Below are 22,724 nucleotides of genomic sequence, written 5' to 3' on the forward strand. Positions count from 1 at the left end.
TGTGATGGCGCAAGGAGACAAGCATGCGCCGTCGAGATGTTGCCCCGAAAGCCCCTTGGATCCTTGGCGTCTTAGGGCTCGTGCCATTTTTCGGCACATTGGCTGGCAGCGTCTTAGCGGCATCGCCTTATGACGGGGTGTCTACCACCCTGTTTTTTGCCTATTCTGGCGTGATTTTATCGTTTTTGGGCGGTGCTCGCTGGGGCTTTGAAATTGGGGCGCGGCCAGAAGCGCCTGGCTTTTTGACCTTGTCAGCAGCCGTCCTACCCTCGCTTATCGCAGCTTTGGCGATCGTCACGCAATATGTTGCGCCGCTTGTTGGCCTCGGCATGCTGGCAGGTGGTTTCATCCTGATGTGGGTTTGGGACTTTGTGTCGACGGGTGGCAGCACACGACGCTGGCCGCTGTGGTACCGGCCCTTGCGCGCAACCTTGACGCTTGGCGCACTCTTGGCTCTGACGGGAAAAGCTTACCTGACCATGCAAGTCTAGAGACAGGCCTATTTCGCAATCTCGCAAATGCGGATGAACTGGGCTTTTTCGGGCAGATAGGGTTTGCTGCGAACGATCGTGTTTTCCTCACACGCCCCTTTGCGAACGGCCTTTAGGCAGGCCCGTTCGTCGGCTTTCATCGGATTGGGGCCACAGCTATAGCCATCCTTGATGAGACCCGCTTCGACTTTGGCGGTCGGGCTGTTTTGGGGAAAGCGCGTCACCAAATCCTGCTTCAAGGCCAAGGTCGCGCGTCTGTCCACATCCGCCGTTGCGGTCGCATCGGGCCTTGCTTCCACTTGGGCCTCTGCCGTTGCCGATGCCTCTTTGGCGGGCCTGCAGCCCACCAACCCTGCTAGACCAATCCCCAGCATCAGTCCCAGCACAAGAGGTTTGCCCCGTGCGGTCACGAGATAAACCGCCAGCTCGCGCCGTCCTTGCCGTCGGTCACTTCAACCCCACGAGCAGCTAGCTCTGCGCGCAGGCGGTCAGCTTCAGCCCAATTGCGGTTCGCTCGGGCTTCAAAGCGGGCCTGCACCATCGCTTCGATCTCGGCCGTGACATCGTCCTCAACTGCCGTGCCAGCGCGCGACAACCAAGCCTGCGGCTCTTGCCCCAAAATGCCTAGCAACAGGCCTGCTCCCAATAATTCAGCCTTCGCGCGTTTGCGGTCCTCGAAGGTCTCAGCCTTATTGGCCTTGCGTGCCAACATGGAGAGTTCTGCGAGGGCCTTAGGCGTATTGAGGTCGTCGCACAGCGCGGCCAAAATCCCTTCGGGCAAGACTGGCTCCACCCGCTCGTTCCAAACCCCGTCCAAAGCACGATAGAGACGATCCAGCGTCTTCATGGACTGCAGGATCAATTCGTCGGTCCAATCCAAAGGCGCGCGATAATGGGCTGAGAGTAGGGCGAGCCGCAGCGCTTCGCCGGGCCAGCGCTCTACCAATTGGTGCACCAATTCCACATTGCCGAGCGACTTCGACATCTTGTCGGAATTCATGGTCAGAAAGCCATTGTGCATCCAGATGGTGGCCAAAGGTGTGCCGTCATGAGCGCAGACGGATTGGGCAATCTCGTTTTCATGATGCGGGAAGATCAGATCATGACCGCCGCCATGAATGTCGATCGTCAGGCCCAGATTGGTCTCAATCATGGCCGAGCATTCGATATGCCAGCCGGGGCGACCGGAACCAAAGGGGGCATCCCATGCAGGCTCACCAGGCTTTGCAGCCTTCCACAAGGCAAAGTCAGCCGGGTCGCGTTTATTGCCATCAACACTGATGCGGGCACCGGCTTCATTGTCTTCCAAATTGCGGTTCGACAGCTGCCCATAGGTCGGCATAGACGGCACATGGAAATAGACACCATCTGGCGTGGTATAGGCATGACCCTTATCTAGCAGGCGGCCAACCAAAGAAATAATGCCATCCATGTGGGTTGTGACTTTGGGTTCCAAAGTCGGTGACAATGTTCCCAGTGAGGCCATATCTGCGCGATAAATCGCGGTGAACTTCTCTGTAATCTGGCTGATATCTACGCCTTGTTCCAACGCCGCTGCATTGATCTTGTCGTCAACGTCGGTGATGTTTCGGGCGTAAATCACATGGTTTTCGCCATAAATGGCGCGCAAAAGCCGGAAGAGGGTGTCGAACACAACGGCCGGGCGACCATTACCAATATGCGCGAAATTATAGACAGTCGGCCCGCAAACATAGAGCGTGACGCGGTCTGGGTCTTGCGGCACAAAGCGCACTTTTTCACGTTGCAGGGTATTGAACAGTTCTATTTCACGCATCATGTGATCCAAGACGAAGAGCCAACGTAGACTCTTCAGTGGTTTGAGTGTTTGATATTGCTCCAGTCCCTTAGACTGAAATGATGCTGACGCGAAGACGGCATAAACGGTGCGCCTACATGTGTAGACGCATGAATTAAAATCAGGGCGGGCGTTAAGACCGGTTTTCCGGCTCGACCTCCGACCCCTTTGAAAGGGGCAGAAGCTCATGGACGCGATTACAGATCCGCGCCTCATCTCTGAGGTTGCACAAACAGACCGACCAAGCCGCGACGAAGCGATGGCTGCTGTGCGCACCTTGCTGCGCTGGGCTGGCGATAACCCAGACCGGGAAGGGCTTATCGACACGCCAAAGCGTGTGGTGGAAGCCTACCGCGAATTCTTTGCTGGCTACGAAATGGATCCAGCCGCAGAATTGAGCCGCACGTTCGAAGACGTCCAAGGCTATGATGATATCGTCATGCTGCGTGACATCGACCTTGAAAGCCATTGTGAGCACCACATGGTGCCAATCTTGGGCCGGGCGCATATTGCTTACATGCCAACCAACCGCGTTGTTGGCATCTCAAAGATTGCCCGCGTCGTTGAAATCTTCGGCAAGCGCTTGCAAACCCAAGAAACCATGACCGCCCAGATTGCAGACTGCATCACCGATGCGCTGCGTCCGGCCGGTGTCGCCGTTCTGTTGGATGCCAAGCACCAGTGCATGACCACGCGTGGGGTACACCACCCCAATGTGGCAACCATAACCACCCAATTCACCGGCGTCTTCAAGACGGACCGTGAATTGAAAGACCGCTTCCTGCGTTTGGCAGGTTACAACTAAATCCCCCCCTCCAGGATTTGGTGTATAAATGCGCCGGGCCCTTGCGGGTCCGGCGTTTTTGTTTGACCCTTTGTCAGTGTTATCGAGGCGGAGCCGATTAGCTTGGCCGCAACCCAGTAAAAGGTAGAGCTGTGGCCAATTCCGCGCATTTTCAACAAGCCACTTCACCTAGCATGTTGGAGCGCGGTCTCACCTTGATGCCGCGCTTTGATACTGACGGCCTGATCCCGGCTGTCGCGCAATCGGCAGAGACCGGTGAGGTCCTGATGCTTGCGTGGATGAATGCAGAGGCGTTGTCTTTGACTTTGGAGACGGGGGTTGCGCATTACTGGTCCCGCTCGCGCCAAAGCTTGTGGAAGAAGGGCGAGACCTCGGGCCAGCTTCAACAGGTGCAGGAATTGCGCATCGACTGTGATCAAGATGCGGTGGTGATGAAAGTAAAGGTCGATGGCGACGGTGGATGTTGCCATGTCGGCTTTCAGTCGTGCTTCTATCGCGCCGTGGCCGACAAGGATGGGCGTCTGATCCAAGTTGCGCCAGACCCTGCCATTTAAAGCTGGGCTTGTACGCCAACCTATTGCCCAAATCAGCAAAGCCGATACTGTCTTGTCATATGACATAGAGATGGACGCGCCACAGGCGTTCCACCGGTCAGGGAGGATATGATGATCAAAAGGCTCGTTGCAACCAGTGCGTTGCTCGTGGGATTGCTGGCCAGTGGCTGCGCACCCGATACGTCCAATAGTCCAGCTGCGAAGGTCGATGCCGCACGTCTGACAGCCGCCGGGGCCGATGGCGACAATTGGATGAGCTATGGCCGCACCTATGACGAGCAGCGCTTTAGCCCACTTGACCAAATCAATCTGACCAATGTCTCAAAGCTTGGCCTTGCCTGGAGCTACGAGTTCGATACAGATCGCGGCCATGAAGCCACGCCCATTGTCGTTGACGGCGTCATTTATACCACCACATCTTGGTCGAAAGTGTCTGCCTTTGACGGCAAGACCGGCAATCTCTTGTGGGCCTATGACCCCAAGGTTCCAGGCGAAACAGCGCATAAGGCCTGTTGCGACGTGGTCAATCGCGGTGTTGCGGTTTGGGGCGGCAAGGTCTTTGTCGGCTCGCTCGACGGTCGCCTGATCGCGCTCGATGCCCGCAATGGCAAGGAAATTTGGTCTAAGGTCACCGTGGATCAGGGCAAGTCCTATACGATCACCGGCGCGCCGCGCGTGGTGAAGGGCAAAGTCCTGATCGGCAATGGCGGTGCCGAATATGGCGTGCGCGGCTATCTCAGCGCCTATGATGTTGAGACTGGCGAGATGGCTTGGCGCTTCTACACCACACCCAATCCCAAGGGTGAGGCTGATGGCGCGGTATCAGACAAAATCCTGAAGGAAAAGGCCGATGCCACTTGGAGCGATGGCGCGTGGAAAGAGTCTGGCGGTGGCGGCACCGTTTGGGACGCCATGGCCTATGATCCCGATCTAGACCTGCTCTATTTCGGTGTCGGCAACGGCTCGCCCTGGAACCATAAAATCCGTTCCGGCGGCAAGGGCGACAATTTGTTTGTCTCCTCCATCGTCGCAGTAAAGCCCGATACGGGCGAATATGTCTGGCATTATCAAACCACGCCGGGGGATTCGTGGGATTTCACGGCGACCCAGCATTTGATGCTGGCTGAGCTGCCGATTGGCGGCAAGCCGCGCAAAGTCATCATGCAGGCACCCAAAAACGGCTTCTTCTATGTAATTGATCGCGCGACGGGTGAGCTTTTGTCGGCCAATTCCTTGTTCCCTATGCCCAAAGAAGCCGATGTGCCTGCGGGCATGCCGATCCCTTGGGCCCATTCGGTTGATTTGAAGACGGGTCGTCCCAATGAGAACCCGGCGGCCCGTTATGCCAAGGCGCCAGCTTTGGTGTTCCCGGCCCCGTTTGGGGTGCACAATTGGCATCCGATGGCGATGAGCCCGAAGGAAAACCTCGTCTATGTGCCAGCCATGCTGGTGCCTGCCGCCTCTGGCGATCAGGTCGGCCCTTATAAGCAAGTGGCGGGGGCTTGGAACACCGGCGTCAATATGAGCTTGGCGGCGCTGCCCGACGATGAAGGCCAGCGCAAAGGTCTGCGCGCGATGCTGACGGGCATGTTGGTGGCATGGGACCCAGTTGCGGGCAAAGCGCGCTGGATGGCACCGCGCAAATTCCCTTGGAACTCCGGTATTCTCGCCACAGCGGGCGGCCTTGTCTTCCAAGGCACTTCGGAAGGCTTCTTGGAAGCCTTTGATGCGGCCACGGGCAAGCAAGTTTGGTCTTATGAAACCCAGAACGGCATCATTGCCCCACCCATGAGTTATCGCATCGATGGGGAGCAATATGTGGCAGTGATGGTCGGCTATGGTGGGGCGATTATCGTGGCCCCCTTGGCAGCACCGGATCGACCCATCAGCCTGAAGGGCCGCTTGATGGTGTTTAAACTGGGCGGCACGGCGACAGCAGCGAAATATGAGATGCCCGAAAAAGTCGCCCTCGATCTCTCCACCACGACGGTGGCTGGCGATCCCAAGGCCGGCTTTGATATCTTCATGCGCCACTGCCAAGTCTGCCACGGCCATAGTGCCACCGGCGGCCTCTTGCCCGACTTGCGCTATTCCCCTGCCATCCAAGATGCGGCGACCTGGAAGTCCATCGTCTGGGATGGGGCCAATGCCAGCCGTGGGATGGTGTCCTTTAGCTCTTGGCTGAACCAAAAGGAGATGGAGGACATCCGTGCCTATGTGGTTCAACAGGCCAAGGTGCATTACACGCAAGTGGGCACGGAGCCGAAAGTGAACCCGAGCAAATAGGGTTGACCTTGGGTGCGATGCAGTTCTTTTTGCACCCATGACGAAAACTGACTCCCCATCGAGCGCGTCGCGGATGCTGGTAGCAGCCGCGGCGATCATTGCGGGCCTTTATTGGTTTGCTGACCTCCTGACGCCCTTGGCACTGGCAATCTTCCTGTGGCTTACGATTGATGCCTTCGCGCAATCGCTGAGCAAGCGGGTTAGCTTTCTACCGCGCGCAGCCGCGGTGCCAGTGGCCATTCTGATTGTCTTCATCAGTCTTGCCGCCATTGTCGGCTTCGTTATTGAATATGCAGCGGTCTTTTCGCGCTCACTTGGGGCCTATCAAGTCCGTTTGGATGAGTTGATCCGCCAAGGCTATGATCTCGCGAATATGTCTGCCGCACCGCCAACGGTTGGACAGTTATTCGCCAACCTCAATCCGGGCGCGATCCTGCGCGGGGTTGCCGATGCCTTACAAAGCTTTGGTGGCCAAGCCCTGTTCGTCATCATTTATGTCGCCTGCTTGTTCGCAGCCCAAGCCAGCATGCCAGCTAAGCTAGAACAAATCTTTCAGGACGAGAAAGAGCGTGGTCGGGCGGCCAAAATCGGTAAAGCTATTGCCCGCTCGATGGAACAATATTTGTGGGTGCAGACGATTACCGGTCTGATGATTGCGGTTGCAAGCTGGGCCTTGTTTGCTGTGGTCGGGCTTGAGAATGGCCTGTTCTGGGCCGCCATCATCTTTGTATTGAGCTATATTCCCGTGGTGGGTGGTGCCGCAGGCAGTCTGCTGCCAGCCCTCTTTGCGCTGGTTCAATTCACAAGCCCTGTGCCTGCCTTGGTCATTCTGGCTGGTACGCAAGGGATCGGCTTCGTCGTTGGTAATATCATCCAGCCGCGCATGACGGGCGACAGTCTCAACATCTCAGTCTTGGTGGTGTTTTTGTCCTTGGTGTTCTGGGGCAAGCTTTGGGGCGGTCCTGGCGCTTTCCTGGCTGTTCCCATGACCGTGATGTTGATGATTGTGCTGGCGCAATTCCCATCCACACGCTGGATCGCAGTGATGCTGTCCAACAATGGCAACCCCGACACGAGTGTCGATGCGGACGACCCACCTGCATCGAGTGCTGCTGTATCCAATCAGGGTGACGTTAAGGAAGAAACCACAACTTCCAGCGATGATAAGGTTTAAACTAGGCTGAACCTGGCCTAAAAACCTGCCGAGCCCGGTTCGGGTTATGAGCGGGACGTAAAGTATAGCCTGCGGGACAGGCACGGGAGGATAGCGATGTCGGTAGACGCAACGGATCGGCGGATCTCACCAGATGATCTGATTTCAGCGGCTCTGGCTTTTCCAAGCTTTAAGTCAGGCGACCATCTCGAAGCGGCCGCCGAATCTTTTCTCACCCAGATAGCCCAAGACGCTACTGAAGATGATGTGCAGGGCCTGACCTCCGCGGATCTTGCCGCACTCGCCAATGGGTTTTGGCGCTGGACGTCACACAAGCGGGCAGACGCCCAAGAAATTCGCCTGATTGAAGCCAAGGGCGCGCAGGGCCAGTCGCTTGGTCGCGATATTCTCGAAATTTGCGGTCCGGATATGCCGTTTCTGGTCGACAGCGTCATGGGTGAAATCGGCGCGCAAGGCGTGGAAGTGCGCGCCATGTTCCATCCGATTGTCTCCTCTAGCCGTGACCCCGATGGCATGCGTCAACCTGGCGGGGTGCCGCTAACCGAATCCTTCATCCAAGTTCACTTGCCACCCACGCCGCCTTCCAAGCGCGATGCGATTTTGATGGGCGTGCGCGAGACCTTGCAGGATGTGCGCCTGTCAGTTTCTGATTATCAGGCCATGAAGAGCCGGATGAATAATGCGATCAAGGAATTGGCAGTGGCCAACACCAAGGCCACAGCGGATGAGATTGCTGAATCTATCGCCTTCCTAAAGTGGCTGGCTGCCGATCATTTCGTTTTCTTTGGTGTGCGCTCTTATGATTATCCCCGCGACAAGAATGGCGCGTGGATCAAGGACGAGCCCGATATTCGCGAAGATCTGAATTTAGGTATTTTGCGCGATCCGTTGCGCATGGTTCTGCGCCGCTTGAATGAGCCTTCTGTGCTAAGTGACGCCGTCCGCGCCTATATCGAAGAACCCCAGCCCATTATTGTGGCGAAGTCCAATCTGCGCTCCCGCGTGCATCGCCGCACGGTGATGGATTATATTGGTGTGAAGCGCTTTGGCGAAAACGGAGAGGTCTTGGGCGAAGACCGCTTTGTCGGCCTGTTCACTGCCGAAGCCTATGACCAGATGGTGCGCGATGTGCCCTTGCTGCGCGGCAAGACTGAGCGGGTGATCTCGCGGGCGGGCCTCGTCCCCGGCAGCCATAATGACAAGCGTCTGCGCAATATCGTGGAGAATTATCCCCGCGACGAATTGTTCCAGATTGAAGAAGAAGACCTGACACGGATTGCTTTGGGCGTTCAGCATCTGATGGACCGACCACGCACGAAAGTGTTTGTGCGTCGCGACCGCTTTGATCGCTTTATGTCGATCCTCGTCTTTGTGCCGCGTGACCGTTACAATTCTGATGTGCGTGCCAAGATTGGTACCGCCCTAGCCGAGGCCTATGGCGGTCGGCTCTCTGCCTTCTATCCCTTATTTGGTGACGCCCCTTTGGCGCGCGTCCATTATGTGATTGGCGTTACCGCCAACCAGCACGCCAATCCCGATGTGGAGACGCTTGAAGCCCGTATCGCCGATATCACTCGGACTTGGGAAGATGGTGTTGAGGCCTTGGCCGAAGGCAAAACGCGCGCCGTCCAACATTATATTGGTGGCTTCCCCGCCGGCTATCGCGATGGCTTTAGTGCCGCAGAAGCACTGCGGGACATTGAAGAGCTGGAGCAAGTTCAAGGCGAAGATGTGCGCGTGCGCGCCTATCGCCGTGAGGATGACCACGAAACTGCGTTGCGGGCCAAGCTCTATAAAATGGGCGATCCAACGGCTCTATCGGCGGCCGTGCCGATCTTTGAGAGCATGGGTCTCTATGTTGTCAGCGAGACCCCGCACAAGATCAAGCGCACTGTGAACGACAGCGATGAACTTGTCTGGGTGCAAGATGTTTCCATGCGGACGGCTAACGGCCGCGCCCTCGACTTCGCGGTCGTGGAAGGTTCGTTTGAGGAAGCGGTGTCTGCGATTTGGGCAGGCCGGGCTGAGAATGATGGCTTTAACCGCCTGATCTTGAAGCTCGGCGTCTCGTGGCGGGAAGCAGCCCTCGTGCGGGCGCTCGCCCGTTGGCGCGGTCAGACTGGCCTCGATCCGTCCGAAGCCGTGCAGCAACAGGCGGTGGCCGAATATCCTGAAATTACCCGCGCCATTTTGAACCTGTTCAAAATCCGCTTTGATCCAGACTTTGGCGCGAAAAAGACGCGCGAGACCGCCGCTAAGGCGGAGATGGCCTCCATCCTCACCATGCTCGACGGCGTGCCCAGCTTGGACGCCGACCGCGTCCTGCGCCGCTTGGCGCAATTGGTCATGGCCATCCAACGCACCAATTACTACCAGCCCGACGCTGCTGGCGGACATAAGTCCTATATGAGCTTCAAGATCGCGACGCGCGAGATTGACGAAGTGCCCGATCCCAAACCGTACCGGGAAATCTGGGTGTGGTCGCCCCAAGTCGAAGGCGCGCACTTGCGCTTTGGCCCGGTCGCGCGCGGTGGCCTGCGTTGGTCGGATCGCCGTGATGACTTCCGCACGGAAGTATTGGGTCTGGTGAAGGCCCAACAAGTTAAGAATGCCGTCATTGTGCCCGTGGGCTCCAAAGGTGCATTCTTCCCGAAAACCCTGCCACGCGGGGGTAATCGCGACGAAATCCAAGCTGTTGCGATTGAGGCCTATAAAACCTTCCTGCGCGGACTTTTAGATCTGACCGACAATATTGCGGGCGACGGTGGCATTGTGCCGCCGCGCCATGTCGTGCGTTGGGATCAGGATGACCCCTATCTAGTGGTCGCAGCCGACAAGGGCACCGCGACCTTCTCCGACATCGCCAATGGCATCAGCGCCGATTATGGCCATTGGTTAGGTGACGCATTCGCTTCGGGCGGTTCAGTTGGCTACGACCATAAGAAGATGGGCATCACCGCGCGCGGTGGTTGGGAAGCCGTCAAGCGCCACTTCCGGGAAATGGGTCATGACACCCAGACCCAACCCTTCACCGTCATTGGGGTGGGCGACATGTCGGGCGATGTGTTCGGCAATGGTATGTTGTTGTCTAAGCAGATCCGGCTGGTTGCTGCCTTTGATCACCGCGACATCTTCATCGATCCCAATCCAGACTTGGCCAAAAGCTTTGAAGAGCGGGCGCGTATGTTTGCTTTGCCGCGCTCGTCCTGGGCCGATTATGATGCAAGCCTGATTTCGCCGGGCGGTGGTGTGTTCTCGCGCAGCGCCAAGTCCATCCCGCTGTCGGCTGAGCTCAAAGCGCTAACTGGTCTTGAAGGCCAAGAGGCTTCGCCCACCGACATTATGCATGCCCTCTTGAAGGCGCCATGCGACCTGATGTGGTTTGGCGGCATTGGCACTTATGTGAAAGCCCAAGGCGAAAGCCAAGCCGAAGTCGGCGATAAGGCCAATGACATCATCCGCGTCGATGGTCAGGCCCTGCGCTGTAAGGTCATTGGCGAAGGCGCTAATCTGGGTCTGACCCAACGCGGCCGCATCGAGGCGGCGCAAGCAGGCGTTCGCCTCAACACGGACGCCATCGACAATTCGGCCGGTGTGGATAGTTCTGACCATGAGGTCAATATCAAAATCCTGCTGAATGGCCTTGTCCGCGCCGGCAGAATGACCGTTGAAGCCCGCGATATTCTGTTGGCAGAAATGACCGATGATGTTGCCATTCATGTCTTGCGGCACAATTATGCCCAGACCTTGGCCATCAGCCTGCAAGAAGCCACGGCACGCCAAGACCTCGACGCGCATGAGCGCTTTATGGAGCGGTTGGAGGCCTCTGGTCGCCTGTCACGCAAAGTCGAATTCCTACCCTCAACAGAGGAATTCCGCACCCGTCGGGCCAATCGCACCGGCCTGACGCGGCCAGAGCTTTCGGTGTTAACCGCCTATGGCAAGTTGGCGCTGTTTGACGATCTGATCGCCTCAGACGCACCCGATGATCCGTGGTTTGAAGATACGTTGGTGACTTATTTCCCGCCGGGTTGTCGCCAGTTCAAAGACGCTATGGCCAATCACCGCCTGCGCCGGGAAATCATTGCGACCGTGCTGTCCAACAAGATGGTCGATCTCGGTGGGGCGGCCTTTATGGACCGCGTGCGCGAAAGTGCGGTCGCCGATACAGGCTCCATCGTGCGCGCCTTTGCCGCCGCCCGGTCCATCTTTGGTCTGGATGACGCGATTGATGCGGTCAATGCGCTGGATTTGAAGGTCCCTGCCTCCGTCCAATTGGACTTGATGATGGAGATTTTGACCGTCCTGCGTCGGCAAAGCTTCTGGCTTGCCCGTCGCGCCAGCCGTGGAGACGGGGCAGGGCTGCGCTCTGTCGGCGATCTGGTCGCAACCTATGCCACGGGCGTTCAAAGCTTGGCCAGCATGATCTACGAGGTTGTCTCGCCGTTTGAAAAGGCCCGCATCGAAGCGCGCTGCACGACGCTGAAGGCGGCAGGGGCACCAGAGGCCTTGTCCAAGTCCATCGCCGGGCTTCTGCCTTTGACTTCTGCGACCGATATTGTCGACATTGCTGCAACGAAAAACTTGCCGGTTGAAGCGGTCGCCCGCCTCTATCACGCCTTAGGGGCAGCCGTGGGCTTTGACGAAATCCGCGCCGCTGCGGGGCAAACCGCCACCCCCGATCATTGGGATCGGGTTGCAACGCGTCGCCTGATTGAAGAGTTCATGGGTGAGCAGGCAGGCTTGACCGGCACGGTGTGCGACCATGCCCACAAGCTGGGCCAAGCCGGCACCAATGCGGCTTGGGCCAAGGCCGTGGTTGAAAGCTGGGCAAAGCTGAATGAAGCAGAGCTGCGGCGTACCAGCTCTGCATTGGGCGAACTGCGCGCCAGCCAAGGCGGCTGGAGCTTCGCCAAACTCGCCATCGCCAATACGCAGTTGAAAGAATTGTCCGAAACAGCGCGCTCTTAGAGGCGCTGGCTGAGCGAGACGCGGAGGGCCGGCTCAAAGCGAGGCAATGGCAATTTCGTGCCTGGTTTGAACTAAACTAGGTCACTAACGCGCAACTCAACTGAGCCCGGAAGCGGACATTGAGGAAGCCGAAGACTGCGGGCACTTCAATGAGTGACTTGGTCGCCACTAATGAACTTCCCGTAGTGCTTGAGCTAGGCGCATTCCATAGTTGGAGTGTGCCCTAACACGTGGAGCGCATTGCTGCAGGCTGTGCCTTGGCTAACGTCGAACTTGTATCTCCAAAGCTCACGCGTTCGGAATTAGCCTGGTGTCTGCGCTTCCGTGTTCCTATTGGACCAAAGTTGCCATGCAATACCTGCCAGAAGTACCGTTACGCCCAGCAGGATCGCCCACAGGACCATGGTCTGCTTGGGCGCGCTGCCTGCGCTGACGGCTGACAAAGTCAAAGTGCCGATGGCTGCGTCAATTATACTGGCTTCGGGAATGGCGCTGGGATTGGCGCGCGCAATGTCGCCGATGGGTAAATACACGTCGGCGGCATCCGGGTGGCCGACTGCCAAGGTGAAGGGTTGCTTGCCGCTTGTCACAAACGCAATCTCTGGCGACTCAATGCCAAAGCGAACAGCAGGTACGGCAGCAAAACCCCCGACGCGTCGGTCTGCTTCGATCCGGATCATGCGGATCGGCCGTTGGCGTAATGAAATGGCGCTAGAACTGGCTTCCGCCCGCCCTTGACCTAGTAGCGACCAAGGCTCTTCCATAGCGTTTCGGCCTAGAATTTGGATTGGCACCAATCCTTCGCCACCCTTGGCGTCGACGGCAATTGTCTGAATTGGTACGGCAAAGGGTACTGCAAACTCGAGGCTGTAGGCGTCGAGTAGTGGCGGCACAGTGGCGGAAATGCTTCTGATCGCCCCCGTTTCCAGCGCAGCCCGCGAGGCAGAAATCATGGCTTGGCGGACAATCACTGGCGTGAGCAATTGCGCGTCGCTGCGCCATGTAACCCGCAACTTTGTGCCGCCTTGCAAGGTACCCGCGACAGCAATGGTTAGATCTTTTTCCGCGCCACCTGGCGGACGATAATCAACCGCCTCACCGAGAGACCGCCAAGATTTCAGATCTTCACTCGCTTCAACCGTAAAGGTAACTGGCTGACCTTCAGGGACGCTCGCGTCCAAAACTAGCTTCTTAATGTCGCCGCTATGGCCAAGCGTATCAAACAGGCTGCCAATCACCCCGCTTGTTTCGTCATCAGCGACGGGTTTGCCATCTACAGCGACCGTTCGGACACGCCCTTCGCTTTCAATTTTCAGCGTCACGTCGGGTTCTCGAAGTGCCTTTTGAGGACCAAGGATCGGCATAGCGGGCAAGTTGATGTTGAGGATGGGACTTGGTAAATTAGGCATGCGGGCGATCGGGACCACTCGGCCATTACCATCAAAAACTCGTATATCCGACAGTCCGTCACTCTTTGAGGTGATTAGAACTTCCAAAGGCAGTCGAATGCGCTGTACCGGAGCTGCACCAACCGGCGTGAGGGGTAGTCGCAATTGGAAGGATGCTTGGTCGCTATCCGATCCGGCTGGCCCTGCCGCACACGACAGAATTGCGGAGATGGCGATCAGCCAATTTTTATGCTTGGTCATCACGAGGTACCCTCTTGCGATGCGTCTTCTTTTGGTGCCACTTCTGGATTCCTGACCCGTGGCGGCAAAGGTGCCAGATAGCCGACAATGAGCATCAGCACGCCAACGGCAATGAAGGCAATGATCCGGGCACCCCCGCCCGAATTGTTGAGATCCACCAGCATCAGCTTTGCCACCGTCAATCCGAGCAAACTGGCACCAATGAGCCACATGCGGCGGTCGCTTCGGCGATGAGCGAGGACCATCAAGGGCAGGGCAAGGACCGTCCACAGAATGGCGAGACCAGTCTGGACATAGAAACTCTCAAAAAGGGCGTTTCCTGACCATTCAACGCCCAGAAGCTGGTGCGTAACACGAAGCCAAGCGGTGTTGATCGCAATGAAGACAATGACGGCGAACACAGCCAGCGCTTCACGTCCGCCCAACCACTTTGCCTCAATGGACCCTAGTTGCGCTGCAATTACATAGTGACGCCACAACATCAAAGCGGCGAGCGCCAAAGCCACGGTCAGCTCGACAGGGTTTACCAAAGGCACATAGGGCAAAGGAGCGGCGTTGCCAGAGGCAAGGAGCGCAGTCGCAAATGTGCCTGCAGTGACGAAGAGCGCAATCGGCACTGCGGCGTGCCAACCATAAGCATGGCTGTGTCGGTCAAGCGGCCATTTGAGGGAGGGGCTGTCTGGGTTCATGCGGCGGGTTGCCGTCCAAGATAGACCAATAAGTACGGCCACTAAGGTGGCTAGGAAGCCCACTGCGGCCCAAGATGTATCCCAAAGTCTGCCGCTATCTATCGCAAAATCCATGCAATCGGCCAATAACAATGTGCCAAACCAAACGCCGCCAATATGGGTGCCAGTTATTATCGGACGCGACACGACGGTGTCATGATCATTCACATAGAGCATCCACCCGTGGAGTCCGATGGCGATAATCCAAAGGAGCCAATCGGGCGTGTATAGAATATGGCTGCCCGCACTCAGGGTGCCCAATAAGCAAATCCCCAAGGCAATTAGGCTTGCCGCACTGGGCCAAATGGCAACTTGCCATTGCATACGCCGCCCAAGAATCTGAAAGCCTAATGCGCTTAACAAGTAAGCGAGCATCGTTAGCATCAGCAAAAGATCGGACGGGAACACAAAGTCCGCTGCCTGATTTGCTATGTTTGCTGGCAGCATGCGGTGAACTTCCATCCCCCACGCCAACCACCAAAACGCAAATCCAAGAAAGAAGGCAGGCTTTGCTAAACTCGCTTCGCTTTGCGCATAACTGGTCGCAAGCGCTGATCCACTATGGCGCAGAGCGCTTCGCAGCCAATAGGCCGTGAGCAGAACCGGTAACGCGACTAACATCGCTCCCATAAAGGCCGGGTTCGCCAATGGAATTGCGGTCTCATTGGGGCCTACACCTACGACATAGGAAATGGCCGCAAGGACTTGAAGGACCACGCCGAAAAGTCTCGGCAGCCACCGTCCTTGGCGCATGCCGATCCAGAAAGCGCCAGCGCCTTCCAGCGCCCAGACCGCTGACGTCCAGCGAGCCCCAAGCGCGAGTGGTACAGCAAGGGTGATGAAGATCACTCCAACGGCCAACAACGCCTCACTCAATAGCCGGTTGGCATGTGGTAGATAGCGCGCGGTGTAGGCAGAAAGCGCAAGATAAAGGCCAGCAAAGCCCAGTGCGGCAAAGGCGGACCCAAATGGACGGTCTCCGACGAGGCTAATTTCCAAAGCAAAACCGATGAGCGCGGTCCCAAACAAAAGTGTTGTATCCACCATGTTGCCAAATTGCTTTGCAGCTTTATCGGTGTCCTGATTAGGGGCTTGGCTGGGAGTGATGCGCGTATAAAGAATGGCCGTAACAACATAGACCAAGACGGAAATAATCAGGAAAACTTGGGTGGCCAAAAATTGCTTGGTTCCAGCCCCGGCCTCTACCACCAAGGTCAAGATGCCGAAAGTGGAAGCAAAACCGATCAAGTTTATAATGCGCCACGACCGCTGAACGGCAATGAATAAAATTGCCAGATTCAGAATGGTGTAATAGGCGAAGAGACCCACCACATCGCCGCCCCCAGTGCTCAAGAGGAGGGGTACCGCAAAGCCACCGATGAAGGATGTTGCAGCTAAGGCTTGTGATCGCTGGAGTAGGGCCAGCGCACAGCCAAGCCCGCAGACGAGGATCATCAACGCAAAGGCGGCAACCGGCGAAGCGGTATCGATCAGCTTAGTAGTGGCAAAAAGCGTCAGATATATCGTCGCGATGCCGCCGCCTTGAAGCGCGAGCCCAAATTGGGGTCTTTCTTGGCGGGTACGAAACCCGAAGGCGATCAACCCGGCTCCAAAAAGGCCAACGAGTGCCAAGCGCAATTCAACCGGGAACAGGCCCGCTGAAGCGGCGTAGCTGGCCAGAAAGGACAGGCCGACAAAAAGCACAACCAGACCCACGCGCACAATTGTGTTCCCGCCAAACAACCAGTTTCGCGCTTTATCGAATACGTCCGGAACGTCGGCTCGATTTGAAGTGGCATCATTTGACCCTGCGGTCCTGTCACCCTTGAAGGGCGAGGAAAAGGCCATTTCTTTAATCAGGTCGTCTTTTGTCGCTTCAGAACGCGTTACAATCGATTCGACGCTACTCGGAACTTCGGGCTGGGGTGGTGCAGCTGGAACTGGTGGTGGAACGAGCACTTCGGGCTTAGCGCTTGCAACAGGTGCCTCGTCTCCCCAAGATCGTCGGATGACTTCATTCGAAACAGGCCTTTGCCTAGCGTCCAGTTTGGCTAACAAGGCATCGGTGGCGCGGGCCACTTCGGCCCGAATGACCGCCCTTAAGCCCCAGCCAAAAATTGCGCCCACGAAACAGCCTAAGAAAAAGCCATAGCCCTCTAAGCCGGTAGTGAGCCAACCGATCATTCCACCAAGTATTGCTGTCCAAAAATACACTGATTGCCCCCGGCGATCTCAGTTTTGACCAATAGAATGATGCTTTTTGAGGAGTTGCCCAACCGAGCTCTTAAAGTTGCATCGGTTTGTCTTTCGATTGAACGTGCTTTCTGACGCTCTTCGAATAATTTATGCTCTAGTGCACCTCATAAGAAGCTCATATCTGAGGTTATCATAACAAAGGCTTGGTAAACAGAACAGGAATCCTCAGTCAAACAATAATCTAAAAATATGGGTGAACATGCGCCCAATTCGAAATCTAGACCACCTATCTCGTTTTGAGCAGCCTGATGGTGCGTTGTCGGAACATTTGGCACTAAAGGGTGCATAGATTGGCGGAGGGTTGGCCCAATTTTTTGGATTAAGTTTGAGCGGCTAGCATACGGTTTTGCAAGCGTTGAGTAAGGATCCAATGTGACCGCTCATAATTCGGCAATAGCAAGTTAGATTATGCCGTTCTGATGAACGTCCGCTTTGGAGCCATTTCACCCCCAAACCAGACCGCCCGCAATCAGCCAAAAGCAGACGACAATTTGCTTCTGGCTGTGGTCTTTAGAGTCTGGTCATCTCGGGTTTTTCGGTCCTGACAATTTCTTCTGGTGCCTAGATAGAGGGCAGATGCACCTTGTAATCGCCACTGTGCTTAGGGAAATCCTGAAGCCATGGCTTTGTGGCTTGGAGGTTGCTGCTTGCTAGATAAGGCGAAGGGTCGCATATACGGCCTATGCTCGAACCACATATCATAGCAGCGATTGTATGGGCGCTCATTTTGGCTGGCGCGGGCGGCGCACTAACCAGCATTGGCCCATGGTACAGAAATCTTAGAAAGCCAAGCTGGCAGCCGCCCGACTGGTTGTTTGGTCCGGCTTGGACGGTGATTTTATCGTCGGCGGCTTGGGCAGCCATTCTCGCTTGGGAAGGGGCTACCACCGATGCCGATCGGAAGATTGTGATCGGACTTTATGTCGCGAACTTCATCTTTCATTTCTTGTGGTCACCCTTGTTTTTTGGGCTCAAACGTCCTGATTGGGCTTTGAAGGAATCGGTATTGCTTTGGGCTTCAGTTGTCGCGCTTTGTGTTGGTGTGCTGCCTTATTCTGCGCTCGCAAGCGGGTTGCTGCTGCCCTATGTGCTCTGGGTCAGTTTCGCGACCTACCTCAATTATGAGATCGTGAAACTCAATGGACCTTTTCAGAGCCAGACACGCAAAACAAAAGATGGGCACTAAGGGCACCGGTCAGCCCCTGACAGTTAGTTTCTAGGCCTATTGGGCGAACCAACAGGCACATCCTCTCGCTTTCCTGCTGCGACTCCCCAAAGGCCAATTAGATCGGCTGACGTGCTGTTTGTTGGGCCAGCCAAGCGGGCATCCATTCGGCTGCCAGTTCTTCGGCGCGCGCCAAAATGGCATCCAGATGCGGGTTCTTGGGCATGTTGCGCACAGCGATGGCGCGTAACTCTTCCACCGTCGGCACGCGCCAGCCTTCGCGGGCCTTGGCAAGGCGGTCGGCAAAGTCTTGCAACAATTGATGCGCCGCTTTTTCCATTAGGGCAGGGCCTGGCAAATGAATGCCTTGCACCATTTCCTTGGGCGGATGACGCAAGTCCCAAACGATCCCGAACCAAGACAAGACGCGCAGGATCAAGAAGCTTAAATCAAACTCCCACCACTTAAAGCCTTGACGGGCTGCATTGGGGAAAGCGTGATGGTTATTGTGCCAACCTTCGCCCATTGTTGCGATGGCCAACATCCAATTATTGCGCGAGTGGTCGCCCGTTACAAAGCGCTGGCGGCCATGCACATGGGCCAGTGAATTGATACAGAAGGTCGCATGATAGCAGGCGATCAAACTCCACACATAGCCAACGACCAAGCCTGACCACCCAGCAAATAGCCACACCACAATACCCAGAATGACAGGCGGCAAATAGGGATTGCGCTCAAGCCAGACCAGCTCTGGATATTTGGTGAAATCGGCAATGCCATCATAGTCGGTTTCGTGATTCTTCGGGTCGATCACCCAGCCGAAATGGGCATACCAAAAGCTGGTTCTGGCCGGAGAGTGGACATCTTGCGCGGTGTCGGAGAAGCGGTGGTGGTTTCTGTGGTGGCTGGCCCACCACAAGATGCCGCGCTGGGCTGAAGTTTGGGCGATGAAGGCCAGAATGAATTGGAACACCCGGCTGGTTTTAAAGCTCTTATGGGCGAAATAGCGGTGATATCCTGCGGTCACACCAAACATGCGCAAAAGATAAAGACCTAAGCACAGCCAAAGATCAGAAGCATGAACGCCTGTAAAAATGGCTGCTAAAGCAGAGACATGCAGCAAGTAAAATGGGATGGGATTAGGAGTTTCGGTATCATTATGGCTCTTGATTGTCGGGGTCACTTGCCGCTTTACTTCATCGTTCATCTCACCGGCGCTCCAAACTATTTGCCTTGGGCGTGAGCCTGCATCAAGCTCCGTGAAGACAAGATTAAAGACTAGGCCGAGGTTGGGGAAGATGTCAGCGTCCCCAGGCTGGTGGTTTCTACACAGGGCGGCGCAGATGGCTGTTGCTCATCAGCGTCGTAAATTTCCAAAAATTGATTGCATCGCAAGATGGCTTTGTGCCGTCACTTAGTCTAAACCCCGCGCGCACAGGTTTGCGGCCTAGATCAAGGGCGCGCGAACGATTTGCCAAAAGTACAGTTTTCAGAACACAGGAATCCTCCCCATGGATATCAAGAAAATTCCGCCCGGCCACGATATGCCTCATGATGTGAATGTCGTGATTGAAGTGCCGCTGGGTGGTGAGCCGATTAAGTACGAGATTGATAAGGAATCCGGCGCGATGTTCGTCGACCGCTTTCTCTATACCCCCATGCGCTATCCAACCAATTACGGTTTCATCCCCGGCACCTTGTCCGGCGACGGTGACCCAGTCGATGTGCTCTGCATCGGTCGTCGCGCCTTGATCCCGGGCTGCGTCCTGCGCGTGAAGCCGATTGGCGTTTTGCTGATGGAAGATCAAGCTGGCGAAGACGAGAAAATTCTGGCTGTTCCCATTCCAAAGCTGACCGCTTTCTACGATGGCGTCGACAGCTATAAGGATTTACCCGCGATCCAGGTCGCCCAGATTGAGCATTTCTTTGCTCATTATAAGGACTTGGAGCCCGGCAAATGGACCAAGCTGAAAGGCTGGCAGGATGCCGATGTGGCCAAAAAAATGATCATGGAAGGCGTTGAGCGCGCCAATGCCGCTGGCTTTGGGTATAAGGCCGGTTAAGCCGCCTAGCTAAAGCAGCTAATGCAGCACTTTGGGGCGGTCTGACTCAGGTTCAAACACCATATGGGCCACCCCAAGGCGCTTGGCGGCACCGATCAGGGCTTCAAGCTCTGGCTCCCAGCCGTCAGCTTTATCGGCCACGGGTAAGCAGGCTTTGATGGTGATGTCGCACCAGCCATGACGGCCCAAGGTTTCGTCCAGAAGACGACCTGCGTCGAGGCCATCTTCCGTCTCATAGAGCTCCAAAAGACCCATGCCTTCCATGCGATCGCAATCGCATACGCAGACCATGGCGCAGCGCGCGCCCTTGGCCACTTTGTGGTTATAGCCCTCGCAAACGGCGGTGCCGACCAGAATGATTTGTCCCGAAAAAGTGCTCATGGCATTGTCGGCGCAAAAACAATGCCAAAACTTTGCCTTGGAGTGGTCTCGAAGCGTCCTTGGATTTGCCTGATTCACTTGTGATTAACCCCAATCAGGCAGGACATTTCTGATAGACTTTACGAAAGGTTACGATCTTGGCAGGGCGCGGGGCAGGCAATGGAAGAAATTCCAATGGTGGCGGTCGTCGCGGCAGCTATCAAGATGGTCCACCGCCGCGTCGTCGCGGCCCGTCGCGGTCTGGTGGTACCCGTCCCCGTCAAGGGCGCGGCTTCTTCGGCACACTCTTCTACTGGGGTGCCGTCATGGTCTTGTGGATGGGCGTTTTTGGCGTCGGCGTCTTTATCTGGGTCGCCTCAGACCTGCCAGACCCCGAAGCCCTATGGAAGAAGACCGACCGCCCCTCCATCACCTATGTTGATATTCGCGGCCAAGTCGTGGATCGACGCGGCGCGCCAGATTCCCCGCCCATCGATTTGAAGAGCCTGCCGTCCTATGTGCCGCAAGCCGTGTTGGCGATTGAAGACCGGAAATTCTACCGCCATTGGGGCTTTGACTTTGAAGGTTTGGCGCGGGCTTTCTATGTCAATGCGCGCGCAGGCCGTGTGGTCCAAGGTGGCTCGACCCTAACCCAGCAATTGGCCAAAAATCTTTTCCTGTCGTCGGAGCAATCCTTAAAGCGCAAAGCCCAAGAGCTTTTGTTGTCCGTTTGGCTCGAAAGCCGCTTTACGAAAGACGAGATTTTGGCGCTGTATCTCGCTCGCGTTTATTTTGGCTCGGGTGCCTATGGCATTGATGAGGCCGCACGCCGTTATTTTGACAAGCCGCCACAAAACCTCACCATCTCAGAAGCTGCTTTGCTGGCAGGCCTTTTGAAGGCACCCTCGCGCTTTAACCCGGTGTCGAGCGCTCAACGCGCTTCGGATCGCGCGACGGTCGTCCTCGATGTGATGGAGGCGCAGAACGTCATCACCAAAGCACAGCGCCTGCAGGCGGTCAGCCAGCCCTTGCGCTTTGTGCCAACCTCACGCGGTGGCGGTGCGGCTTATTTCCTTGACTGGATCGCCGAGGATGTGGGCTCCATCGTGGGAGAGCCCGAAGAAGATATCATTGTTGAGACCACACTCGACTTGGCCGCCCAATTAAATGCTGAGACCGCGCTTGCGCAGGAGCTTGGCCAGAATGGCAAAGCCATGCGGATGGGCCAAGGGGCCTTGGTCGCCTTTGCCGGTGACGGTGGTGTTCGCGCCATGGTCGGTGGGCGGAACTATCAGGAGAGCGAGTTCAACCGCGTGACTGACGCTAAGCGCCAGCCCGGTTCGGCCTTCAAGCCCTTTGTCTATCTGGCCGCCATGGAGCGAGGTGAAACGCCTTATTCCGTCCGAGTTGATGCGCCGATCAAAGTTGGCGAATGGGCACCACAAAATTATGATGGCAAGTTCAGGGGCGCGATGCCGTTGATCAGCGCCTTTGCCCGCTCGATCAACACGGTGGCTGTGGGTCTTGGCGAAGAAGTTGGGCGCGATTCAGTTATCCGCGCCGCGCGTCGCTTGGGCATCAGATCGCGTTTAGACCCCCAGCCAACATTGGCCTTGGGCACCGAGGTTTTGACCCCACTTGAATTGACGGCAGCTTATGTGCCCTTCGCCAATGGCGGCATGGCAGTCACGCCCTATGGGTTCAAGCGCATCCGCACGCGGTCTGGGAAAATCCTGTGGGAACGCACACCCCCCGCACCCCGTCGTGCTATCGAAGACGGGCCCTTGCGCAATATGAATTTAATGCTGGCTCAAGTGGTCTCGGCAGGAACAGCCCGGACTGCTCAACTGTCTGACCGTCCTGTTGGTGGCAAGACCGGCACGACGAGTGATTATGCTGATGCGTGGTTCATTGGCTTTACGGGCGGATATGTAGCCGGCGTGTGGGTCGGCAATGATGATTTCACCGTCAAAACCAATCGGGTCACCGGTGGCTCTGCGCCTGCTCGCATCTGGCGCGCCTTTATGGTTCCAACCATGAAAGGAGTTGCCCCGCGCGGCTTCGCCTTGCCCCTTGCCCCCGCCCCAGATCCAAATGCTTTGGCAGAGCCAACCGACGAGAATGTCGAAACCCTGCCAGTCGATCCAATGGATATGCCCGCGGGCGGTGACGGTGCACCTGTGCCCGTTTCCCAAACCCCTGAGGCTCAACCATCAGCTCCTACGCCAGCCCGTACAGCACCTGAAACCCGCAGTCTCGATGAGATTGTGAAGGATGTTCAGGCAAGGCCAGCCGAGGCCAGCGGCCCGCCCCGTTAAGGCGCGACCCGACTGGAGTTTAACGTTTTGTAATCTTCGATTGGACAGTTCTGCCGTTGGCAGAGATGCCGCATTGTGCCAATTTGCC

Annotated in this window: 15 protein-coding genes; 9 read left to right on the plus strand and 6 right to left on the minus strand. The window is 56.5% G+C overall.

What is annotated here, in order from left to right:
- Window positions 1–23 precede the first annotated feature (23 nt).
- Window positions 24–491: a DUF3429 domain-containing protein gene (locus ACOVRA_RS08835; RefSeq protein WP_421719966.1), complete on the plus strand. Its 468-nt coding sequence runs from the start codon at window positions 24–26 to the stop codon at window positions 489–491.
- 8 nt (window positions 492–499) lie between these two features.
- On the opposite strand, the gene ACOVRA_RS08840 is transcribed toward ACOVRA_RS08835, so the two are convergent.
- Both ACOVRA_RS08840 and cysS read right to left on the minus strand, forming a co-directional pair.
- Window positions 500–901, minus strand: coding sequence for a hypothetical protein (locus ACOVRA_RS08840; RefSeq protein ID WP_421719967.1), 402 nt, complete (start codon window positions 899–901; stop codon window positions 500–502).
- Window positions 898–2,286, minus strand: coding sequence for a cysteine--tRNA ligase (gene cysS, locus ACOVRA_RS08845; RefSeq protein WP_421719968.1), 1,389 nt, complete (start codon window positions 2,284–2,286; stop codon window positions 898–900). Before cysS ends, ACOVRA_RS08840 begins: the two co-directional genes overlap by 4 nt.
- A gap of 208 nt (window positions 2,287–2,494) precedes the next feature.
- Between cysS and folE the strand changes: the two genes are divergently transcribed.
- The 5 genes from folE (at window position 2,495) to ACOVRA_RS08870 (ending at window position 12,097) form a co-directional block, all read left to right on the plus strand.
- Window positions 2,495–3,112, plus strand: coding sequence for a GTP cyclohydrolase I FolE (gene folE, locus ACOVRA_RS08850; RefSeq protein ID WP_290801150.1), 618 nt, complete (start codon window positions 2,495–2,497; stop codon window positions 3,110–3,112).
- 173 nt (window positions 3,113–3,285) lie between these two features.
- On the plus strand, window positions 3,286–3,666 hold the full coding sequence (gene hisI / locus ACOVRA_RS08855; RefSeq protein ID WP_421720017.1) for a phosphoribosyl-AMP cyclohydrolase: 381 nt from the start codon (window positions 3,286–3,288) through the stop codon (window positions 3,664–3,666).
- A 111-nt stretch (window positions 3,667–3,777) separates the two neighbouring features.
- Window positions 3,778–5,952: a PQQ-dependent dehydrogenase, methanol/ethanol family gene (locus tag ACOVRA_RS08860; protein ID WP_421719969.1), complete on the plus strand. Its 2,175-nt coding sequence runs from the start codon at window positions 3,778–3,780 to the stop codon at window positions 5,950–5,952.
- Between the two features lie 37 nt (window positions 5,953–5,989).
- Window positions 5,990–7,126, plus strand: a complete 1,137-nt coding sequence (locus ACOVRA_RS08865; RefSeq protein ID WP_421719970.1) for an AI-2E family transporter — start codon at window positions 5,990–5,992, stop codon at window positions 7,124–7,126.
- Between the two features lie 96 nt (window positions 7,127–7,222).
- Window positions 7,223–12,097 carry an NAD-glutamate dehydrogenase gene (locus tag ACOVRA_RS08870; protein ID WP_421719971.1) on the plus strand — a complete coding sequence of 1,625 codons (4,875 nt, stop codon included), beginning with the start codon at window positions 7,223–7,225 and terminating at the stop codon, window positions 12,095–12,097.
- Between the two features lie 302 nt (window positions 12,098–12,399).
- Here ACOVRA_RS08870 and ACOVRA_RS08875 read toward each other — a convergent pair whose 3' ends face one another.
- Window positions 12,400–13,746 (minus strand): DUF3999 family protein, encoded by a 1,347-nt coding sequence (locus ACOVRA_RS08875; protein ID WP_421719972.1) that lies wholly within the window; start codon window positions 13,744–13,746, stop codon window positions 12,400–12,402.
- Window positions 13,746–16,658, minus strand: coding sequence for a DUF2339 domain-containing protein (locus ACOVRA_RS08880; RefSeq protein WP_421719973.1), 2,913 nt, complete (start codon window positions 16,656–16,658; stop codon window positions 13,746–13,748). The genes ACOVRA_RS08875 and ACOVRA_RS08880 overlap by 1 nt, the downstream gene beginning before the upstream one ends.
- 754 nt (window positions 16,659–17,412) lie before the next feature.
- On the opposite strand from ACOVRA_RS08880, the gene ACOVRA_RS08885 reads away from it, so the two are divergent.
- Window positions 17,413–17,916 carry a TspO/MBR family protein gene (locus ACOVRA_RS08885; protein WP_421719974.1) on the plus strand — a complete coding sequence of 168 codons (504 nt, stop codon included), beginning with the start codon at window positions 17,413–17,415 and terminating at the stop codon, window positions 17,914–17,916.
- Between the two features lie 97 nt (window positions 17,917–18,013).
- Here the strand turns inward: ACOVRA_RS08885 and ACOVRA_RS08890 are convergent, their stop codons facing one another.
- The gene (locus ACOVRA_RS08890; RefSeq protein ID WP_421719975.1) at window positions 18,014–19,102 is read right to left on the minus strand and encodes an acyl-CoA desaturase; all 1,089 of its coding nucleotides are present in this window, start codon (window positions 19,100–19,102) and stop codon (window positions 18,014–18,016) included.
- A 304-nt stretch (window positions 19,103–19,406) separates the two neighbouring features.
- Between ACOVRA_RS08890 and ppa the strand changes: the two genes are divergently transcribed.
- Window positions 19,407–19,958, plus strand: coding sequence for an inorganic diphosphatase (gene ppa, locus ACOVRA_RS08895; protein WP_421719976.1), 552 nt, complete (start codon window positions 19,407–19,409; stop codon window positions 19,956–19,958).
- A gap of 18 nt (window positions 19,959–19,976) precedes the next feature.
- Here ppa and ACOVRA_RS08900 read toward each other — a convergent pair whose 3' ends face one another.
- Window positions 19,977–20,339 carry a hypothetical protein gene (locus ACOVRA_RS08900; protein WP_290807689.1) on the minus strand — a complete coding sequence of 121 codons (363 nt, stop codon included), beginning with the start codon at window positions 20,337–20,339 and terminating at the stop codon, window positions 19,977–19,979.
- Window positions 20,340–20,476: 137 nt separating this feature from the next.
- Between ACOVRA_RS08900 and ACOVRA_RS08905 the strand changes: the two genes are divergently transcribed.
- The gene (locus ACOVRA_RS08905) at window positions 20,477–22,636 is read left to right on the plus strand and encodes a PBP1A family penicillin-binding protein (protein WP_421719977.1); all 2,160 of its coding nucleotides are present in this window, start codon (window positions 20,477–20,479) and stop codon (window positions 22,634–22,636) included.
- The last annotated feature ends 88 nt before the right edge of the window (window positions 22,637–22,724 follow it).

This window comes from Aquidulcibacter sp. (genome assembly GCF_049239865.1).
GTDB lineage: Bacteria > Pseudomonadota > Alphaproteobacteria > Caulobacterales > Aquidulcibacteraceae > Aquidulcibacter.

What these genes read in the sequence shown, in the direction of transcription:
- ppa (WP_421719976.1), top strand. Translation starts at nt 19,407, where the DNA reads ATGGATATCAAGAAAATTCCGCCCGGCCACGATATGCCTCATGATGTG.
- cysS (WP_421719968.1), bottom strand. Translation starts at nt 2,286, where the DNA reads ATGCGTGAAATAGAACTGTTCAATACCCTGCAACGTGAAAAAGTGCGC.
- ACOVRA_RS08865 (WP_421719970.1), top strand. Translation starts at nt 5,990, where the DNA reads ATGACGAAAACTGACTCCCCATCGAGCGCGTCGCGGATGCTGGTAGCA.
- ACOVRA_RS08880 (WP_421719973.1), bottom strand. Translation starts at nt 16,658, where the DNA reads ATGATCGGTTGGCTCACTACCGGCTTAGAGGGCTATGGCTTTTTCTTA.
- ACOVRA_RS08860 (WP_421719969.1), top strand. Translation starts at nt 3,778, where the DNA reads ATGATCAAAAGGCTCGTTGCAACCAGTGCGTTGCTCGTGGGATTGCTG.
- hisI (WP_421720017.1), top strand. Translation starts at nt 3,286, where the DNA reads ATGTTGGAGCGCGGTCTCACCTTGATGCCGCGCTTTGATACTGACGGC.
- ACOVRA_RS08835 (WP_421719966.1), top strand. Translation starts at nt 24, where the DNA reads ATGCGCCGTCGAGATGTTGCCCCGAAAGCCCCTTGGATCCTTGGCGTC.
- ACOVRA_RS08890 (WP_421719975.1), bottom strand. Translation starts at nt 19,102, where the DNA reads ATGAACGATGAAGTAAAGCGGCAAGTGACCCCGACAATCAAGAGCCAT.
- ACOVRA_RS08900 (WP_290807689.1), bottom strand. Translation starts at nt 20,339, where the DNA reads ATGAGCACTTTTTCGGGACAAATCATTCTGGTCGGCACCGCCGTTTGC.
- ACOVRA_RS08870 (WP_421719971.1), top strand. Translation starts at nt 7,223, where the DNA reads ATGTCGGTAGACGCAACGGATCGGCGGATCTCACCAGATGATCTGATT.
- ACOVRA_RS08885 (WP_421719974.1), top strand. Translation starts at nt 17,413, where the DNA reads ATGCTCGAACCACATATCATAGCAGCGATTGTATGGGCGCTCATTTTG.
- ACOVRA_RS08875 (WP_421719972.1), bottom strand. Translation starts at nt 13,746, where the DNA reads ATGACCAAGCATAAAAATTGGCTGATCGCCATCTCCGCAATTCTGTCG.
- folE (WP_290801150.1), top strand. Translation starts at nt 2,495, where the DNA reads ATGGACGCGATTACAGATCCGCGCCTCATCTCTGAGGTTGCACAAACA.